The 18,119-nt window shown below is 71.8% G+C and carries 13 protein-coding genes and 3 tRNA genes; 6 read left to right on the top strand and 10 right to left on the bottom strand.

Features of this window, described 5'->3' with window-relative positions; all coding sequences use genetic code 11:
* Positions 1-190: 190 nt before the first annotated feature.
* The 3 genes from ABD346_RS23590 to ABD346_RS23580 form a co-directional block, all read right to left on the bottom strand.
* Positions 191-264, bottom strand: a tRNA-Ile gene (locus tag ABD346_RS23590).
* Between the two features lie 164 nt (positions 265-428).
* Positions 429-501, bottom strand: a tRNA-Asn gene (locus ABD346_RS23585).
* Positions 502-506: 5 nt separating this feature from the next.
* Positions 507-579, bottom strand: a tRNA-Asn gene (locus ABD346_RS23580).
* A gap of 171 nt (positions 580-750) precedes the next feature.
* Between ABD346_RS23580 and ABD346_RS23575 the strand changes: the two genes are divergently transcribed.
* The 4 genes from ABD346_RS23575 to ABD346_RS23560 all read left to right on the top strand — a co-directional run bounded on the left by ABD346_RS23575 (position 751) and on the right by ABD346_RS23560 (position 6,381).
* Positions 751-1,050 carry a YtxH domain-containing protein gene (locus ABD346_RS23575; protein WP_344377694.1) on the top strand — a complete coding sequence of 100 codons (300 nt, stop codon included), beginning with the start codon at positions 751-753 and terminating at the stop codon, positions 1,048-1,050.
* 98 nt (positions 1,051-1,148) lie between these two features.
* Positions 1,149-2,594: an FGGY family carbohydrate kinase gene (locus tag ABD346_RS23570; protein WP_344377436.1), complete on the top strand. Its 1,446-nt coding sequence runs from the start codon at positions 1,149-1,151 to the stop codon at positions 2,592-2,594.
* A 128-nt stretch (positions 2,595-2,722) separates the two neighbouring features.
* Positions 2,723-4,456 (top strand): ABC transporter ATP-binding protein, encoded by a 1,734-nt coding sequence (locus tag ABD346_RS23565; protein ID WP_344377434.1) that lies wholly within the window; start codon positions 2,723-2,725, stop codon positions 4,454-4,456.
* Positions 4,453-6,381, top strand: a complete 1,929-nt coding sequence (locus ABD346_RS23560; protein ID WP_344377433.1) for an ABC transporter ATP-binding protein — start codon at positions 4,453-4,455, stop codon at positions 6,379-6,381. Before ABD346_RS23565 ends, ABD346_RS23560 begins: the two co-directional genes overlap by 4 nt.
* Before the next feature lie 51 nt (positions 6,382-6,432).
* On the opposite strand, the gene ABD346_RS23555 is transcribed toward ABD346_RS23560, so the two are convergent.
* The 5 genes from ABD346_RS23555 to ABD346_RS23535 all read right to left on the bottom strand — a co-directional run bounded on the left by ABD346_RS23555 (position 6,433) and on the right by ABD346_RS23535 (position 13,622).
* The gene (locus ABD346_RS23555) at positions 6,433-7,683 is read right to left on the bottom strand and encodes an RNA polymerase sigma factor (RefSeq protein WP_344377431.1); all 1,251 of its coding nucleotides are present in this window, start codon (positions 7,681-7,683) and stop codon (positions 6,433-6,435) included.
* A 241-nt stretch (positions 7,684-7,924) separates the two neighbouring features.
* Positions 7,925-9,817 (bottom strand): DNA primase, encoded by a 1,893-nt coding sequence (gene dnaG / locus ABD346_RS23550; protein WP_344377430.1) that lies wholly within the window; start codon positions 9,815-9,817, stop codon positions 7,925-7,927.
* 29 nt (positions 9,818-9,846) lie between these two features.
* The gene (locus tag ABD346_RS23545; protein WP_344377427.1) at positions 9,847-11,109 is read right to left on the bottom strand and encodes an NAD(P)/FAD-dependent oxidoreductase; all 1,263 of its coding nucleotides are present in this window, start codon (positions 11,107-11,109) and stop codon (positions 9,847-9,849) included.
* Positions 11,110-11,218: 109 nt separating this feature from the next.
* Complete coding sequence (locus ABD346_RS23540; RefSeq protein WP_344377426.1) at positions 11,219-12,499, bottom strand: deoxyguanosinetriphosphate triphosphohydrolase; 1,281 nt, start codon at positions 12,497-12,499, stop codon at positions 11,219-11,221.
* A gap of 100 nt (positions 12,500-12,599) precedes the next feature.
* Positions 12,600-13,622: a sirohydrochlorin chelatase gene (locus ABD346_RS23535; RefSeq protein ID WP_344377424.1), complete on the bottom strand. Its 1,023-nt coding sequence runs from the start codon at positions 13,620-13,622 to the stop codon at positions 12,600-12,602.
* A 649-nt stretch (positions 13,623-14,271) separates the two neighbouring features.
* On the opposite strand from ABD346_RS23535, the gene ABD346_RS23530 reads away from it, so the two are divergent.
* Both ABD346_RS23530 and ABD346_RS23525 read left to right on the top strand, forming a co-directional pair.
* A complete protein-coding gene (locus ABD346_RS23530) occupies positions 14,272-14,952 on the top strand; it encodes a SanA/YdcF family protein (RefSeq protein ID WP_344377423.1) in 681 nt (226 codons plus the stop codon).
* Positions 14,953-15,154: 202 nt separating this feature from the next.
* On the top strand, positions 15,155-17,269 hold the full coding sequence (locus ABD346_RS23525) for a molybdopterin oxidoreductase family protein (RefSeq protein WP_344377422.1): 2,115 nt from the start codon (positions 15,155-15,157) through the stop codon (positions 17,267-17,269).
* Here the strand turns inward: ABD346_RS23525 and ABD346_RS23520 are convergent.
* Both ABD346_RS23520 and cutA read right to left on the bottom strand, forming a co-directional pair.
* The gene (locus ABD346_RS23520) at positions 17,223-17,681 is read right to left on the bottom strand and encodes a gamma-glutamylcyclotransferase family protein (RefSeq protein ID WP_344377421.1); all 459 of its coding nucleotides are present in this window, start codon (positions 17,679-17,681) and stop codon (positions 17,223-17,225) included. The two genes, ABD346_RS23525 and ABD346_RS23520, sit on opposite strands and share 47 nt — an antisense overlap.
* Positions 17,678-17,989 (bottom strand): divalent-cation tolerance protein CutA, encoded by a 312-nt coding sequence (gene cutA, locus ABD346_RS23515; RefSeq protein WP_344377693.1) that lies wholly within the window; start codon positions 17,987-17,989, stop codon positions 17,678-17,680. Before cutA ends, ABD346_RS23520 begins: the two co-directional genes overlap by 4 nt.
* Between the last annotated feature and the right edge of the window lie 130 nt (positions 17,990-18,119).

Raw genomic sequence — 18,119 nt, 5'->3', positions numbered from 1 at the left:
ATCGCGAGGCCCCGCCCGGCGGCCGTGCGACACACGCGCTCAGGGCCAAGGGGGCCGTGCGGGTGATCGCCCGAAGGAGGTCACCGTCCGTCCTCGGTGGGGCGCGGAGGCACCTCCCCGGCGGAAGCCGCACACCCACCAGAAACGCCAAAGGCGCAGGCCAGATCGTTTCTGCACCTGCGCCTCGCAGTGGGGCGGGTGGGACTCGAACCCACGGCCGACGGATTATGAGTCCGCTGCTCTAACCGGCTGAGCTACCGCCCCTAACGGCGCGTCGCGCACATTTGTGCGCGCCGTCTGCCGCAGCATAGCCGCTCATACGATCTCCTGCCTCGGATGGTCGGCTTCGCACGCCCATGAGGACTTCGCGGGGATCCCAGCGGTTCCACGGGATACGAAAAAGGACCCCGAAGGGTCCGATTCCGCTGCTCTCCCGACTGGACTCGAACCAGTAACCTGCCGGTTAACAGCCGGCTGCTCTGCCAATTGAGCTACAGGAGATCGAGCTCCCCCGACTGGACTCGAACCAGTAACCTGCCGGTTAACAGCCGGCTGCTCTGCCAATTGAGCTACAGGGGAATGCCTCGTTGCATCGAACGTACCTACCTGGGGTGGTCCCGGGCGGCGTGCGTTCGCTGCGACACATACATTAGCGCAAGCAGGGGGGTGCTCCGCCAATCGGTTCCGCCCCGGGTGATCACGGGGCCGCGCGGGTAGGCGCGGCACACACGCTAGGGAAGGGTGACCGCCATGCGATACCGGCTCACGTTCGCCGCCGGACTGGCTCTCGGATACGTGCTCGGAACCCGGGCAGGGCGCGAGCGTTACGAGCAGTTGAAGAAGTCCGCACGTCAGATGGCGCAGAACCCCGCGGTGCGGAACACCGCCGAGTCGGCCGCGCAGACCTCGCGCGAGGCAGCGGGCAAGGCCTTCCACGCCGTGAGCGACAAGCTCGGGGACAAGATGCCCGCCTCCGTCGCCGACCGGGTGCGCTCCCTGCGCGAACGCGGCCCGGGCGCCGAGGACGACTGGGGCACCAGCAACACCTGACCCACGGGCCCCACGGGCACGACCCCTGCGACCTCCGACACCGTTGTCCCGGCCACCCTCGTCCCAGGAGCCCCTCGCGTGCGGCAGAATCTTCAACCATGGGGATAGTCGCCGGGCTGGACAGCTCTTCCGCCTTCACTCGCATCGTCGTCTGCGACACGGACACGGGTGCCGTGCTGCGGCAGGGGTACGCCCCGCACCCGGTCGAGCCGAAGGCGACCGAGGTCGATCCACAGGCCTGGCTGCTCTCGCTCGGCGAGGCCGCGACCGGCGGGCTCCTCGAAGGAGTGCAGGCCATCGGTGTCGCGGCCCAGCAGCACGGGCTCGTGCCGCTGGACGCCCAGGGCAATCTCGTACGCGCCGCGCTGACCGGCAACGACAAGCGGGCGCAGGTCGCCGCCGCCGATCTCATCGACGGGCTCGGCAGCCGGGAGGCGTGGGCGCAGGCCGTCGGGTGTGTGCCGCAGGCCGCTCAGGCCGTGGCCAAGCTGCGGTGGCTGGCGCGGACCGAGCCGGACGCCGCCCAGCGCACCGCGGGGATACTCCAGGCGCACGACTGGCTGGTGTGGCAGTTGCTCGGCCGGCCCGCGCGCCGCACCACCGACCGCGGCGCCGCCTCCGGCACCGGCTACTGGTCGGCCGCCACCGGCTTCTACCGCCCCGATCTGATCGAGCTCGCGCTCGGCCACCAGGTGGCGCTGCCCGAGGTGCTCGGGCCCTCCGACGCGGCGGGCACCACCCCCGAGGGCCTGCTGATCTCCGCCGGTACGGGCGAGACGATGGCGGCCGCCTTCGGGCTCGGCGTCGGCGCGGGCGACGCGGTGGTCTCGCTCGGCGCGTCGGGCTCGGTCATGGCCGTGCATCACGAGGCGCTGGCCGACCCGAGCGGGATGATTACGTCCTTCGCCGACGCCACCGGGATGCATCTGCCGGTCGTGCATACGAGCAATGCCGTGCGGACCCTGCGCGGTACGGCGGAGATGCTCGGCGTCGAGGACCTGGCCGAACTCAGTGCGCTGGCCCTCAAGTCCACCCCGGGCGCCTGCGGTCTCGTCCTGCTGCCCTATCTCGAAGGCGAGCGCACGCCCCGGCTTCCGCATGCCGCCGGAACCCTGTCCGGGCTGCGGCGCGAGTCGATGAAACCCGAGCACCTGGCGCGGGCCGCCTTCGAGGGGATGCTCTGCTCGCTCGCCGACGCCCTGGACGTGCTGCGGATGCGCGGGGTCGACGTCCGGCGGGTGTTCCTGCTCGGCGCCGCCGCCGAACTGCCCGCCGTGCAGGCGGCCGCGCCGGCCATTTTCGGCACCCAGGTCGTGGTGCCCCAGCCCGCCGAATACGCGGCACTCGGCGCGGCGCGGCAGGCGGCCTGGGCGCTCGGCGTCTCCCAGGGCTCGCTCGCCCCGCACACCCCGCCGGCCTGGCAGGGCGCCGCGGCGCAGATCTTCGAGCCCGGCGAAGAACTGGCGACGGGACAGGCGGTGCGTCAGCAGTACATCGCGACGCGTGACGAGATCCACCCCGGGGCCTTCGGCCAGGGTTCTTGACGCGGAGGGGCCCACGCTCTTTGCTATTCCTTTTGACTTCACCCCGATAATCGCTTGAGCTTCCAGGGGTGGAGTGTCGCAAGATGGGGGGTCGAACCCCCCGATCTTGCCGACCGGAGAGCCTGCGCGTGCTCATACGACTCCTGCGGTCCCATCTAGGGCCGTACAAGAAACCGATAGCCCTGCTGGTCCTGCTGCAACTGCTGCAGACCAGCGCCACCCTTTATCTGCCCACCCTCAATGCGAACATCATTGACAACGGTGTCGTGAACGGGGACACGGGTTACATCCTGGGACACGGCGGCATCATGATCGCCGTCAGCCTCGTCCAGGTGTTCTGCAACATCGGTGCCGTCTTCTACGGTGCCCGGACCGCGGCGGCCCTCGGACGCGACGTCCGGGCCGCCGTCTTCGCGCGGGTGCAGTCCTTCTCGGCCCGCGAGGTCGGGCACTTCGGGGCGCCGTCCCTGATCACCCGCACCACCAATGACGTCCAGCAGGTCCAGATGCTGGTGCTCATGGCGTTCACCCTGATGGTGTCCGCGCCGATCATGTGCGTCGGCGGCATCATCATGGCGCTCGGCCAGGACGTTCCGCTCTCCGCGGTGCTCCTCGCCGTCGTTCCCGTCCTCGGCATCGCGGTCTCGCTGATCGTGCGCAAGATGCGGCCGCTGTTCCGCACCATGCAGACCCGCCTCGACACGGTGAACCGGGTGCTGCGCGAGCAGATCACCGGCAACCGCGTGATCCGGGCCTTCGTACGCGACGAGTACGAGCAGGACCGCTTCAAGGGCGCCAACACCGAGCTCACCGACGTCTCCCTGGCCACCGGCCGCCTGATGGCGCTGATGTTCCCGACCGTCATGACCGTCGTGAACGTCTCCTCGGTCGCGGTCGTCTGGTTCGGCGCGCACCGCATCGACAGCGGCGACATGCAGATCGGCCAGCTCACCGCGTTCCTGGCGTACCTCATGCAGATCGTGATGGCCGTCATGATGGCCACCTTCATGTTCATGATGGTGCCGCGCGCCGAGGTCTGCGCCGAGCGCATCGAGGAGGTCCTCGGGACCGACACCAGCGTGGTGCCGCCCAAGAGCCCGGTGCGCGAACTGCGCCGGCACGGCCATCTCGAAGTGCGGGGCGCCGACTTCAAGTACCCCGGCGCGGAGGCCGCCGTGCTGCGGGGCGTCGAGCTGACGGCCCGGCCCGGCGAGACCACCGCGATCATCGGCTCCACCGGAAGCGGCAAGTCGACCCTGCTCGGGCTCGTGCCGCGGCTCATGGACGCGACCGACGGACAGGTGCTCGTCGACGGCGAGGACGTGCGCACCCTCGACCCGGTCCTGCTCGCCAAGACCGTCTCCCTCGTGCCCCAGAAGCCGTACCTGTTCAGCGGGACCGTGGCCACCAATCTGCGCTACGGCAACCCCGACGCGAGCGACGAAGAACTCTGGCACGCGCTCGAAGTGGCCCAGGCCAAGGAGTTCGTCGGCAAGCTGGAGGGCGGCCTCGACGCGCCGATCGCGCAGGGCGGCACGAACGTGTCCGGCGGTCAGCGCCAACGGCTCGCCATCGCGCGCACCCTGGTGCAGCGCCCGGAGATCTACCTCTTCGACGACTCCTTCTCGGCGCTCGACTACGCCACCGACGCGGCGCTGCGCTCCGCGCTCGGCCGCGAGACCGCCGAAGCCACGGTCGTGATCGTCGCCCAGCGGGTCTCCACCATCCGGGACGCCGACCGGATCATCGTCCTCGACGAGGGACGGGTCGTCGGGACCGGCCGCCATCACGAGCTGATGGCCGACAACGAGACGTACCGGGAGATCGTGCTCTCCCAGCTGACGGAGGCTGAGGCGGCATGAGCGGGCCCGGTGGACGCATGATGATGGGCGGCGGCCCTGATCAGCGGTCCCTGAATTTCAAGGAATCCGGAAAACGGCTGGTCAAACGGCTGGCGCCGGAGAAGGCCATCCTGAGCGTGATGCTGCTCGCGGTCGTGGTCAGCGTCGGCCTCTCGGTGGTCGGACCGAAGATCCTCGGCCGGGCGACCGACCTCGTCTTCGCCGGTGTGGTCGGCCCGCGGTTCCCGGACGGGATGAGCAAGGCGCAGGCCCTGGAGGCGCTGCGGCACAAGGGCCAGGGCGGCCTCGCGGACATGCTCTCGGGCGTGGACTTCACCCCCGGCGGCAGCATCGACTTCGGCGCGGTCGGCAACGTCCTGCTCGCGGCTCTCGCGGTGTACGTGGGCGCCGGCCTCGCGATGCTGGTGGCGACCCGGCTCGCCAACCGGGCCATCAACAAGACCGTGTTCCGGCTGCGCGAGGACATCCAGACGAAGCTGTCGCGGCTTCCGCTGTCGTACTTCGACAAGGCCAAGCGCGGCGAGGTGCTCAGCCGCGCGACCAACGACATCGACAACATCTCGCAGACGATGCAGCAGACGATGGGCCAGCTCATCAACTCGCTGCTCACCATCGTCGGCGTCCTGGTGATGATGTTCTGGATCTCGCCGCTGCTCGCGCTGGTGGCGCTGATCACTGTGCCCCTGTCGGTGGTCGTGGCGACGAAGGTCGGCAAGCGGTCGCAGCCGCAGTTCGTCCAGCAGTGGAAGTCGACCGGCAAGCTGAACGCGCACATCGAGGAGATGTACACCGGGCACGCCCTGGTGAAGGTGTTCGGCCGGCAGCAGGAGTCGGCGGACGCGTTCGCCGAGCAGAACGACGCGCTGTACGAGGCGTCGTTCAAGGCGCAGTTCAACAGCGGCGTCATGCAGCCGCTGATGATGTTCGTGTCCAACCTGAACTACGTCCTGGTGGCGGTCGTCGGCGGGCTGCGGGTCGCGACGGGCTCGCTGTCCATCGGTGACGTGCAGGCGTTCATCCAGTACTCGCGGCAGTTCTCGATGCCGCTGACCCAGGTCGCCTCCATGGCGAACCTGGTGCAGTCCGGGGTCGCCTCGGCCGAGCGGATCTTCGAGCTGCTCGACGCCGAGGAGCAGGCCTCCGACACGGCCTCTCCCGAGCGCCCCGAGGTGCTGCGCGGCGCGGTCGCGCTGGAGAACGTGTCCTTCCGGTACGAGCCGGAGAAGCCGCTCATCGAGGACCTCTCGCTGACGGTGGAGCCCGGGCACACGGTCGCGATCGTCGGCCCGACGGGCGCCGGCAAGACCACGCTCGTCAACCTGCTCATGCGGTTCTACGAGGTCACCGGCGGCCGCATCACCCTGGACGGGGTCGACGCGGCGAAGATGACCCGCGAGGAACTGCGCTCCGGGATCGGCATGGTGCTCCAGGACACCTGGCTGTTCGGCGGCTCCATCGCCGACAACATCGCGTACGGCGCCGCCAAGGAGGTCACCCGCGAGGAGATCGAGGAGGCGGCGAAGGCGGCCCACGCGGACCGCTTCATCCGCACCCTGCCCGAGGGCTACGACACCGTCATCGACGACGAGGGCACCGGGGTCAGCGCGGGCGAGAAGCAGCTCATCACCATCGCGCGGGCGTTCCTGTCCGACCCCGTGATCCTGGTCCTCGACGAGGCGACGAGCTCGGTCGACACCCGTACCGAGGTGCTGATCCAGAAGGCGATGGCGCGGCTCGCCCACGGGCGCACGTCGTTCGTCATCGCGCACCGGCTCTCCACGATCCGCGACGCGGACGTGATCCTGGTGATGGAGAACGGCTCGATCGTCGAACAGGGCACGCACGACGAGCTGCTGGCGGCGGAAGGCGCGTACGCGCGGCTGTACGCGGCCCAGTTCGCGCAGGCGGTGGCGGAGGTCGACTGACCAGCAGGGCAGTTGGGGCCGGTACGGGAGGCGATCCGTACCGGCCCTTCGTCAGTCCAGATATCCCCGCAGCTGGTCCGCGAATGCGTGATCGCGGAGTTTGTTCAGCGTCTTCGACTCGATCTGCCGGATCCGCTCGCGCGTCACGCCGAAGATCCGCCCTATCTCCTCCAGCGTGCGCGGCCGCCCGTCGGCGAGCCCGTAGCGCAACTGGACGACTTTGCGTTCGCGCTCGCCGAGCGTGGAGAGCACGGCCTCCAGATGCTCGCGGAGCAGCAGGAACGCGGCGGATTCGACGGGGGACGCGGCGTCGCCGTCCTCGATGAGGTCGCCGAGCGCGACGTCGTCCTCCTCCCCCACCGGCGCGTGCAGCGAGACCGGTTCCTGGGCCAGGCGGAGGACTTCGCCGACCCGCTCCGGGGTCAGGTCGAGGTGCGCGGCGACCTCGTCCGGGGTCGGCTCGTAGCCGCGTTCCTGGAGCATCCGGCGCTGGACGCGCACCACGCGGTTGATGAGCTCGACGACATGGACGGGGACGCGGATGGTGCGGGCCTGGTCGGCGAGCGCCCGCGACATGGCCTGGCGGATCCACCAGGTCGCGTACGTCGAGAACTTGTAGCCACGCGCGTAGTCGAACTTCTCGACCGCCCTGATCAGTCCGAGGTTTCCCTCCTGGACGAGGTCGAGCATGGTGAGCCCGCGGCCGACGTACCGCTTGGCGACGGAGACCACCAGACGCAGGTTCGCCTCGATGAGACGGCGTTTCGCCATCCGGCCCATGACGACCAACTTGTCGAGATCCACGGCGAGTTGGGAGTCCGGGTCGGGGGTGCTCGCCAGCTTCTCCTCGGCGAACAGGCCGGCTTCCACGCGCCGGGCGAGCTCGACCTCCTCGGCCGCGGTGAGCAGCGGGATGCGGCCGATCTCGCGCAGGTACTGGCGGAAGAGATCGGAGGACGGGCCGCCGGTATCCACCCTGCCCGGGTGCGGGTCGGGTGGCTCGGGGGCCTCTTCCTCGGCGGCCTGTCCGGGCGCGGGGCCGGACTCCGGGCCGGACGGATCCGCCTCCGGGTGGTGTACGGCCCGGGACTGCGGCGGTACGGCCGTGACGACGTCGTTGTCGGTCAGGGTCTGGGTCTGCACGGGGGCGACCTCCAGGGTGATCGCTGCCGGATCGGGGGCGTGCGGCAGCGGGACGGGGGCGGCCGGGCCGCTTTCCGTCCCGTACACGATGAGCGGATCCGCGGGGGTGAGGCGCCCACCCCCGAGGGTGGGCCGGCCGCGCTCCGAGGACTCAGGCACCGCAACCCAGTGTGGGGTACGACACATGGTCGCCGCGACGGGCGTGCGGTGACTTTTTGAAGCCGGTGTGTGACCGGGTGGTTACCCGGACGGATATGCCACCGCGGACGCGCCCACGGGCCTGCCGGACCGCGAACGCCCAGCCGGACGCCGGTAGTTGGGACGAAGGCCTTCTCCTGGACACCTACCCAGGACGGCCCCGGTTAAGGGCGGCCGGGGTCCACAAGGGTGCCGACGAGGCTCAAAGGGCCGCCGCGCCCTTGTTGCGCAGGGCCTGGCCGTACTGCTGGAGGACCCACAACTCGTTCTGGACTGCGGCCAGTTGGGCCGGGTCGCCGTTCTGGCCAAGGCGCGCCAGGGTGCCCTGGATGTCGAGGAGGCGGCGGTCGACGGCGCGGCGGCGGACGGCCACCAGCTGCTCGCCCGCGTACGCCTCGTCGACCGTGCGCGCGTGGACGGCCTCCACGGCGAGCTCGGTGACCAGGGCGCGCACCACGTCGTTGGGGGCGGCGTCCATGACGGCCGGGAGGTAGTCGGAAGGCGCGTCGGTGGCGCCGCCCGCCTCCTGGATGCACTGGCGGACCGCCGCGTAGGGCGGCGCGGTGAACTCGTCGACGCCGTACGCGTCGAACGCCGGGGAGACCAGGTGCGGGTGCTGCAGCGCCAGCTTGAGGAGCTCGCGTTCGGTGCGGTGGGCCGGGCTGCGCAGGTTCAGAGCCGGCCCCGGGGCGGCGGACCGGGGGGCGGCCATCTCGTACTGCTGGCGGCGGTGCTGCGCGGGCGCGGGGCCCTTGCCGCCGCGGTCGCGGGCCCAGCGGGCGAGCTGGGCGACGCGCTTCACGACGAACTGGGTGTCCAGGATGCCGAGGATTCCGGCGAGTTGGACGGCGACCTCGTGCTGGGACGCGACGTTCTTGATGCGGGCGACGATGGGGGCCGCCTCGTCGAGGGCCGCGGCCCGGCCCGCCGGGGTCTCCAGGTCGTAGCGCCCCACGATCTGGCGGATCGCGAACTCGAAGAGCGGGGTGCGGGGCTGGACCAGGTCCGCGACCGCCTCGTCACCCTTGGCCAGGCGCAGGTCGCACGGGTCCATGTTGTCGGGGGCGATCGCGATGTACGTCTCGGCGGCGAACTTCTGGTCGTCCTCGAAGGCACGCAGGGCCGCCTTCTGGCCGGCCGCGTCGCCGTCGAAGGTGAAGATCACGCGGGCCGAGCCGTTGTCCATCAGGAGGCGGCGCAGGATCTTGATGTGGTCGCCGCCGAACGCCGTGCCACACGTCGCGATGGCGGTCGTGACGCCGGCCAGGTGGCAGGCCATGACGTCGGTGTAGCCCTCGACGACCACCGCGCGACTGGACTTGGCGATGTCCTTCTTCGCCAGGTCGATGCCGTACAGGACCTGCGACTTCTTGTAGATCGGCGTCTCGGGGGTGTTCAGGTACTTCGGCCCGTTGTCGTCGTCGCGCAGCTTGCGGGCGCCGAAGCCGACGACCTCTCCGGACACGTCCCGGATCGGCCACATCAGGCGGCCGCGGAAGCGGTCGATGGGGTTGCGGCGGCTCTCCTGGGCGAGGCCCGACGTCAGGAGCTCCTTGTCGCTGAAGCCCTTGCCGCGCAGGAAACGCGTCAGATGGTCCCAGCCCGCCGGGCTGTAGCCGACGCCGAAGTGGGCGGCCGCGGCCTGGTCGAAGCCGCGCTCGGCGAGGAACTTGCGGCCGATCTCGGCCTCGGGGCTGCCGAGCTGCTCGATGTAGAACTGGGCGGCCGCCTGGTGCGCCTCGACCAGGCGGATGCGCTCGCCGCGCTGGTGCGAGGGGTTGTAGCCGCCCTCTTCGTAGCGCAGCGTGATGCCCGCCTTGGCGGCGAGCCGCTCGACCGCCTCGGAGAACGACAGGTGGTCGATCTTCCGGATGAAGGCGATCGTGTCGCCGCCTTCCTGGCAGCCGAAGCAGTGGAAGAGACCCTTGCTCGGGCTGACCTGGAAGGACGGGGACTTCTCGTCATGGAAGGGGCACAGGCCCTTGAGGTTGCCTCCCCCGGCGTTCCTCAGCTGGAGGTACTCGGACACGACGGCGTCGATCGGGACCGCGTCCCGCACCGCCTTCACGTCGTCATCGTTGATCCTGCCTGCCACGCATGAAGTCTACGGGGACGGTACGACACTCAGGGTGCGAGGGAGCCGAGGGCTACGGCCGGATCCGCCAGCGCCTCGGTGTCCACCTGGGCCCCGCCCCGGATCAGGGCCTGGATCGGCTCTGTGACATCCCACACGTTCACGTTCATCCCGGCCAGGACCCGGCGCTCCTTGAGCCAGAACGCGATGAACTCGCGCTTTCCCGTGTCCCCCCGGATCACCACCTGGTCGTACGAGCCCGGCGGCGCCCACCCCGAGTATTCGAGCCCGAGGTCGTACTGGTCGGAGAAGAAGTACGGGACGCGGTCGTAGCTGACGTCCTGGTCCAGCATCGCGCGGGCTGCGGCCGGGCCGCCGTTCAGCGCGTTCGCCCAGTGCTCGACGCGCAGCCGGGTGCCGAGCAGCGGGTGGTGGACGGCGGCCACGTCGCCCGCCGCGTAGATGTCCGGGTCCGAGGTGCGCAGCGAGGCGTCCACCGCGATGCCGCCGCCGTGCGCCCGGTCCGCCATGGCCAGGCCCGCGTTCTCGGCGAGCGAGGTGCGCGGGGCGGCGCCGATCGCGGCGAGCACGTCGTGCGCCGGGTGTTCCTCGCCGTCGTCGGTGCGGGCGGCGAGCACCATGCCGTCCTGGCCGACGATCTCGGTGAGGCGGACCCCGAAGTGGAAGCGGACGCCGTGCTCGGCGTGCAGATCGGCGAAGAGCTGGCCGAGCTCGGGGCCGATCACGTTGTGCAGGGGGGTTGCCTCGGGCTCGACGACGGTGACCTCGGCGCCGTACCCGCGGGCGGCGGCCGCGACCTCCAGGCCGATCCAGCCGGCGCCCGAGATGACGAGGTGGCCGTTGTCTCGGCCGAGCGCCTTCAGGACGTGCTTCAGCCGCTCGGAGTGGGCCAGGCGGCGCAGGTGGTGGACGCCCGCCAGGTCGGTGCCGGGGATGTCCAGACGGCGCGGCTCGGCGCCGGTGGCGAGCAGCAGCCGGTCGTACTGGATCACGGTGCCGTCGCCGAGCCGGACCGTCTTCGCGCCGCGGTCGATGGTGGTGACGATCTGGCCCAGGTGCAGCTCGATGTCGTTCTGCGCGTACCAGGCGGGCTCGTGCACGAAGACGCTGTCGCGCTCCTCCTTGCCGGCCAGGAACCCCTTGGACAGGGGCGGCCGTTCGTAGGGGTGCTCGCGCTCGTCGCCGATGAGGATCACCCGCCCGTTGAAACCCTCGGACCGGAGGGTCTCGGCGGCTTTCGCCCCCGCGAGACCGCCTCCGACAATGACGAATGTCCGATCTGCGTCGACCACTTGATGCCTCCTCGGTGCTTGCTGCGCGGCGCCGCCACCTGCGAGCGTCCCGCACGGAGCGTGATGGGGGAAGAGGGCTTGCTCCGTTGGGACGCGGCGGCGGCTGGGATTACCGGTGGTGCACGGTGAGTCTGGAGTGAAGCGAGCGGGCTGCCGCGTCGGTGAGCGAGGCGATCTGGTCGACGATCACCCGCTTCTTCGTACGGTCGTCGCCCGCCTCGTCGTACAGCGCCCGGAACTGCGGGTCGAGCCCGTCGGAGGGGGCGCGCGCGGTCAGCGCCTCGGCGAGCTCGGCGAGGACGACGCGCTGGTCGGCGCGGAGTCGCTCCTGCTCGTCACGCTGCATGACGTAGCGGTCGGCCACCGCCTTCAGGACGGCGCATTCGTTGCGGGCCTCGCGGGGCACGACCAGCTCCGCTCCGTACCGCATGAGGTGCCCGGTGCCGAACGCGGCGCGCGTCGCGCTCTCGGCGGCCAGGCAGAACCGGCCGATGAGCTGGCTGGTGGCGTCCTTGAGGCGGGCCTGGGAGACCGCCGTGCCGTCGTACCCGTGCGGCCACCAGTCCTGCTCGATGAGCCGCTCCAGGGCCTCGGCCAGCTCCTGCGGATCGGTGTCGGCCGGCACGTACCGGCCGATCGCGACGCGCCAGATGTCGGACCGCTCGGCCTCGGAGAAGAGCGCGTTGGGGTCGATGTGGCCCGCATGCAGGCCGTCCTCGAAGTCGTGCACCGAGTACGCCACGTCGTCCGACCAGTCCATGACCTGGGCCTCGAAGCACTTGCGGTAGGGCGTGGCGCCCTCCCTGACCCAGGCGAAGACCGGCAGGTCGTCCTCGTACACCCCGAACTTCACCGAGGCCGGGTCGGTGGGGTGACCGCCGCGCGCCCAGGGGTACTTGGTGGCCGCGTCCAGGGCGGCCCGGGTGAGGTTGAGGCCGACGCTGACCGGCTCGCCCGTCACCGAGGAGCGTACGAAGCGCTTCGGTTCGAGCCGGGTCAGCAGGCGCAGCGACTGGGCGTTGCCCTCGAAGCCGCCGATGTCCTTCGCGAAGTCGTTCAGCGCCTGCTCGCCGTTGTGCCCGAACGGCGGGTGGCCCATGTCGTGGGCGAGGCAGGCGGCTTCGACGAGGTCGGGGTCGCAGCCGAGCGCCGCGCCCAGCTCGCGGCCCACCTGGGCGCACTCCAGCGAGTGCGTGAGCCGGGTGCGCGGGCTGGCGTCCCAGACCTGGCTCCGCGAGCCCGGGGTGACGACCTGCGTCTTGCCGGACAGGCGGCGCAGCGCCCCCGAGTGCAGCACGCGCGCCCGGTCGCGCTGGAAGGCGGTGCGGCCGGGCCGCTTGTCGGGCTCGGCGGCCCAGCGTTCGGTGTCGGCCTCGGCATAGAACTCCATGCACCGACAGTAAACGGAGTCACTGACAAGTGGGCTCAAGGGGGCGTCGAGGCTCGCCATACGCGGACACGGTGGAGACCTGTTCGGAGCGGGGTTCGCCTCAGGCGGATGCGAGGGCGGATGCGAGCGTGGGGGCGAGTGCGCAGGCGCGGAGGGGAGCGGGTTCGGCGTCACGCGCCGTCGCCGGCGTGTGCGTCAACGCCTCTTCGTAGCGGTGCAGTACGAGCCTGGCCATGGCCGGATGCGCCCCCATGGGGGCGGCCGCGATCCACGGCGCCTTTGCCGCGCTTTCGGCCGCGAAACGTCCCGGAGCGGTGAAGTACGAGGCGACCGCGACCCGGTGCCTGCCGCGCGCGGCGAGGGCGCGCAGCGCCTCGGGCACGGTGGGCGAATGGGGTCTCCCCCGCTCGAACGGAGTTGAGAGCTTGGGGACGGAGGCGTAGGCGGGCAGCACCGGCACCCCGCCGAGGCGCTCGCTCAGCAGCATCGCGGTGCGGCGGGTGTCGGCGGCCGAGTCGGGGTCGCGCGATCCGGCGGCGGCGAGCACGACCCCGGTGCCGTGCACGGTGCGGGCGTCGAGGTGCCAGCCCGCTTCGACGAGCCGCTCGTACAGCGCCTCGACGAGCAGCGGATGCGGGCCGAGCGGGGCCGCGACGCGGGCGCTCAGGTGCCGGCCCGCCGTGGCGAGGGCCTGCGGAATGTCGTGCTTGACGTGGTGGCCGCGGCCGAGCAGCAGCGGCACCACGACGGCTTCTCCCTCCAGGCCGGCCAGGGTGTCGGGCAGCAGGGGGTGGTTCAGCTCGATGTGGCCGAGCCGGACGTCGAGGCCCGGCCGCAGCTCGCGGACCCGTTCCAGCAGGGCGCCGACCGTCCGCAGCGCGCCGGGATCGCGGCTGCCGTGCGCGACGGCGACGAGGGCGGGGCGGGCGGTGGGCGTCATGGAGGTGCGGGTTCCGTTCAGTCGTACGTGGCTGAGCTGGCTGCCCAGTTGGGCCGTGATGCGGGTGAGGAGCTGCGCGGTGCTGTCGAGCGGAAGGGGCCGGCCCGGCAGCGGGGTGGAGGGCTGGCTGTGCTGCGAGAGGTGGCTGTGCGGAAAGAGGTGGCTCGTCTCCGGCTCCGTCATGCACCGATCCTGCCGGGCGCACGTTGCCGGGTCGTTGCGCGGCGGTGACGGGTGTTTTCCATGGCCTCACGGGGGCGGCGGGGGCGGGGTGCGGTCCGGGCGCGGGCGGGGCCCCCGTGGAAGGGGGCCGCGGGCAGGCTTCGCCTCCTTCGCTGAAATCCCGCTCTTCTGGCGGCTCGACCTGGACGTGCGGGCGGCGTGGCGGGCCTGGACGACGCGTGCGGGCGGAATGCCGCGGCCGCCCGCGACGCCGACCGGTCTCTCGCCGCGAGCGCCCTCGCCAACGGCGTGGCCGCCGTCAAGGCCGTCCTGCGGGGCCGCCCCGACACCGCGCGTGGCCTGCTGGAACGCGGCTTCGCTCGGATCGGCGCGCCGACCGCCGTCACGGGGCACCGGCCCGCCGACATCACGCGGCTCGCCGGGGCTGCGGCCTGCGGGAGCCCGGTCGGCGGGACCTGGCCGACCAGGTGCGGCGCCTCGCGGACGAACACCTCGCGGGAGGGACGGGGCCGACGAGCGCGCAATGGCCGCGGCCATGTCACAGAGCTGTACGGAGCCCGCCCGGCGGCGAACCGGTTCCGCGCCCGGCACGTCCATCCCCTCGTACACCGACGAAGATCACCAGTACGCAGCTCTCCAGGGGGACCACGTGCCGCGCATCCGACTGAAGCGACCGCGTCTGCCGCGCACCCGCGCGGGCCGGCGCCGCCTCGTGCAGGGCGTCGTCGCCGCGTGCGTGCTCGGGCTCGCGCCCGCCACCTGGATGTATGCGACCACGAGCGGCCGCATCGGCACGGTGGCCGACGCCCCGGCGTCCGGGGTGGCCGTGGTGTTCGGGGCCGGGCTGTGGGACGGCAAGCCCTCGCCGTACCTCGCCCACCGGCTCGACGCGGCCGTGGAGTTGTACCGGGCGGGCAAGGTGAAGGCGGTCCTGGTCACCGGCGACAACGGCCGGCCCTCCTACGACGAGCCCGACGCGATGCGCGGCTATCTCGTCCAGCACGGAGTGCCGGACAAGAGCGTGGTCAGCGACTTCGCGGGGTTCGACACCTGGGATTCGTGCGTACGGGCCAAGAAGATCTTCGGCGTCGACCGGGCCGTCCTGGTCAGCCAGGGCTTCCACATCCGGCGCGCGGTGGCGCTGTGCGAGGCCGCGGGCGTGCGGTCCTACGGAGTCGGCGTGGACGCCGTGCACGATGCGACCTGGTACTACGGTGGCACGCGCGAGGTGTTCGCCGCGGGCAAGGCCGTCCTCGACGTGGTGTTCCAGCCGGACCCGACGTTCCTCGGCCCCAAGGAGCCGGGCGTCGCCAGAGCGCTGGCGGGCTGACCGCCGGCGGCTGACGGATGCCGGACGCCGGACAGGGGATGACAGATGGCGGATGACAGATATCAGCTGACGGATCCCGGCCGCCTTCCCGCGGACCGCCCCCCTCCTCACCACCACCCCGTGCCCGGAATGAGCCCCCCGCCCCGTCCGCGTAACCCGCGCACGGGCCCAGGCGTAACACGCCGGTAGCAGCCTGGAGGGCATGCTCACAGATGCGCCCGTGCCCGCCGCCGTCACCCCCACGCACTGCCCGTACTGCTCGCTCCAGTGCGGCATGGGGCTGCGGGCCGCGCCCGGGGCGGACGGCGGGCTCGATGTCGTGGCGCGGGACTTTCCCGTGAACCGGGGCGCGCTGTGCGGCAAGGGGAGTTCCGCGCCCGCGCTGCTCTCCCGGGGCCTGAGACTGACCGAGCCGCTCGTCCGGCGCCCCGGCACCGGCCTGCTCGAACCGGCCACCTGGGAGGAGGCCCTGGACCTCGTGGCCGAGCGGCTCGGCTCCGTACGCCAGGGGTACGGGGCCGACGCGGTCGGGGTGTTCGGCGGCGGTGGGCTGACGAACGAGAAGGCGTACGCGCTGGGGAAGTTCGCGCGGGTCGTGCTCGGCACGTCGCAGATCGACTACAACGGGCGGTTCTGCATGTCGTCGGCGGCGGCCGCGCACCAGCGGGCGTTCGGTGTCGACCGGGGGCTGCCGTTCCCGCTGGCGGACGTGGCGCGGACCGGATGCGTGATCCTGGCGGGGTCGAACCTGGCCGAGACGATGCCTCCCGCGGTGCGCTATCTGCGGGAACTGCGGGAGAACGGCGGCAAGTTGATCGTCGTCGACCCGCGCCGCACGAAGACCGCCGAGCAGGCCGATCTGCATCTCGCCCCTCGCCCCGGCACCGACCTCGCCCTCGCCCTCGGCCTGCTGCACCTGGTGGTGGCCCAGGGGCGCGCCGACGAGGAGTTCATACGGGAGCGCACATCGGGGTGGGAGGCGGCGCGGGCCGCGGTGATGGCCCACTGGCCCGAGCTGGTGGAGAAGATAACCGGCGTTCCGGTGCCCCATCTCCGCGCCGCCGTGGCCATGTTCTGCGACGCGCCGGACGGGATGGTGCTGACCGCGCGCGGCGCCGAGCAGCACTCCAAGGGCACCGACACGGTCGGCGCGTGGATCAACTTCTGTCTCGCGACGGGCCGGGCGGGCCGCCCGCTGTCCGGATACGGCTGCCTCACCGGCCAGGGCAACGGCCAGGGCGGCCGCGAACACGGCCAGAAGGCCGACCAGCTGCCCGGCTACCGCAAGCTGACCGACCCCGCGGCGCGCGCCCATGTCGCCGGGGTGTGGGGCGTCGAGGCGGACGCGCTGCCGGGGCCGGGGCGCAGCGCGTACGAGCTGCTCGACGCGCTGGGCGGTGAGGTGAAGGCGCTGCTCGTGATGGGTTCGAACCCGGTGGTGTCGGCGCCGCGCGCGGCGCACATCGAGGGCAGGCTGCGCGCGCTGGACTTCCTCGTGGTCGCGGACGTGGTGCTTTCGGAGACCGCCGAGCTCGCGGACGTGGTGCTTCCGGTGACGCAGTGGGCGGAGGAGACCGGGACCATGACCAATCTGGAGGGCCGGGTGCTGCTGCGGCGGGCCGCGCTCCCCCCTCCGGAGCACGTACGCAGCGATCTCGAAGTCCTCAACTCCCTTGCGGAGATGCTCGGTTCGGAGTCGGCGGCCAAGGGGTTCCCGGTCGATCCCGAGGAGGTGTTCGAGGAGCTGCGGCTCGCGTCGGCGGGCGGCGCCGCGGACTATTCGGGCATCAGCTATGCCCGGATCGAGGCCGAGGACGGGGTGTTCTGGCCGTGTCCCGAGGTGGGGCATCCGGGTACGCCCCGGCTGTTCCTCGACCGGTTCGCGACCGAGGACGGGCGGGCGCGTTTCGTGGAGGTCGCCCACCGCGAGCCGGACGAGGAGACCGACGCGGACTATCCGGTGGTGCTCACGACGGGCCGGGTGCTCGCCCAGTACCAGTCGGGCGCGCAGACCCGGCGGGTGCCGGAGCTCAACGCGGCCGCGCCCGGCGCGTACGTCGAGATGCATCCGCTGCTCGCCGGCCGGATCGGGGTGGGCGACGGCGACGCGGTGACGGTGACCTCGCGGCGCGGCCGGGCCACCGCCCCGGCCCGGGTGACCGGCGCGATCCGCTCGGACACCGTGTTCATGCCGTTCCACTGGGCGGGCGAGGGCCGGGCCAACAACCTGACGAACCCGGCGCTCGACCCGGTCTCGAAGATGCCCGAGTTCAAGGCGTGCGCGGTACGGGTGGAGCGGGCCGGGCCTGCCACGTGAGCCAGTCGCCGCCGGGGATCGGGGTGCCGCCCGCGATCAGCTCGCGGGCCAGGCGGGGCGCGGCGAGATAGGTCCACGCCCGTACGGGCCGGCCGTCCACCAGCGCCTCGCGCACCAGCCGGTCGTAGAGGTTGCGGGGGTGACCGGGGCCGACGTACTCCTCCAGCTCGTCCAGTGCGGCGAGGATTTCGGGGTGGTCGGCGGGCGCGACCTCGATGAGGGTGCCGGTGATGGTGCCGTCCCCGGCTATGGCGTACGGGTAGCCGGGGCCGTCGTACAGGAGGGCGCCGCTGAGCAGCGCCGGGCGCTCGGAGACCGTGCGGCCCTGCAGGAAGCGCCGGTAGTAGCGCTCGCCGGGGCGGAGCGTGCCGTACACGAAGAAGGGGAGCGGCGGCTCGGCGGCGGGGGTCATCGGCGGGTCGTCTCGGCCGTGATCCAGGACAGGTACGCCGGAGCGCCGGCCACCACCGGGGTCGCGATGATCTCGGGGGTCTCGTAGTCGTGGGCCGCCAGGAGGTGGCGTTCGAGTTCGGCGTAGCGGGCGGCTGTGGTCTTGAAGAGGACCTGCCATTCCTGCGTCGTCTCGATGCCGCCCGCCCAGTGGTAGACGGAGGTGACGGGGCCCACGATCTGCGCGCAGGCGGCGAGGCGGGCCTCCACCGCGCCGCGGGCGAGCGCCGCCGCCTTGTCGGCGCTGTCGGTCGTGGTCTGCACGGCCATGGCCTGCGCGGTCGTGCTCTGTGCGGTCAGCCGATCGGCCGATGTCACGGCGTCCTCCCTCGGTGGTGCGGCCGGGTCCGGCCGGGATGGCAAGAGTCGTCCGGCAGAGTCCTAGGTCCCGAACCTGCCG

Source organism: Streptomyces mauvecolor (genome assembly GCF_039532965.1).
GTDB classification, from domain to species: Bacteria; Actinomycetota; Actinomycetes; order Streptomycetales; family Streptomycetaceae; genus Streptomyces; species Streptomyces violascens.
The sequence above is the reverse complement of the archived record's forward strand: the minus strand, read 5'-3'. Positions and strand labels throughout refer to the sequence as shown.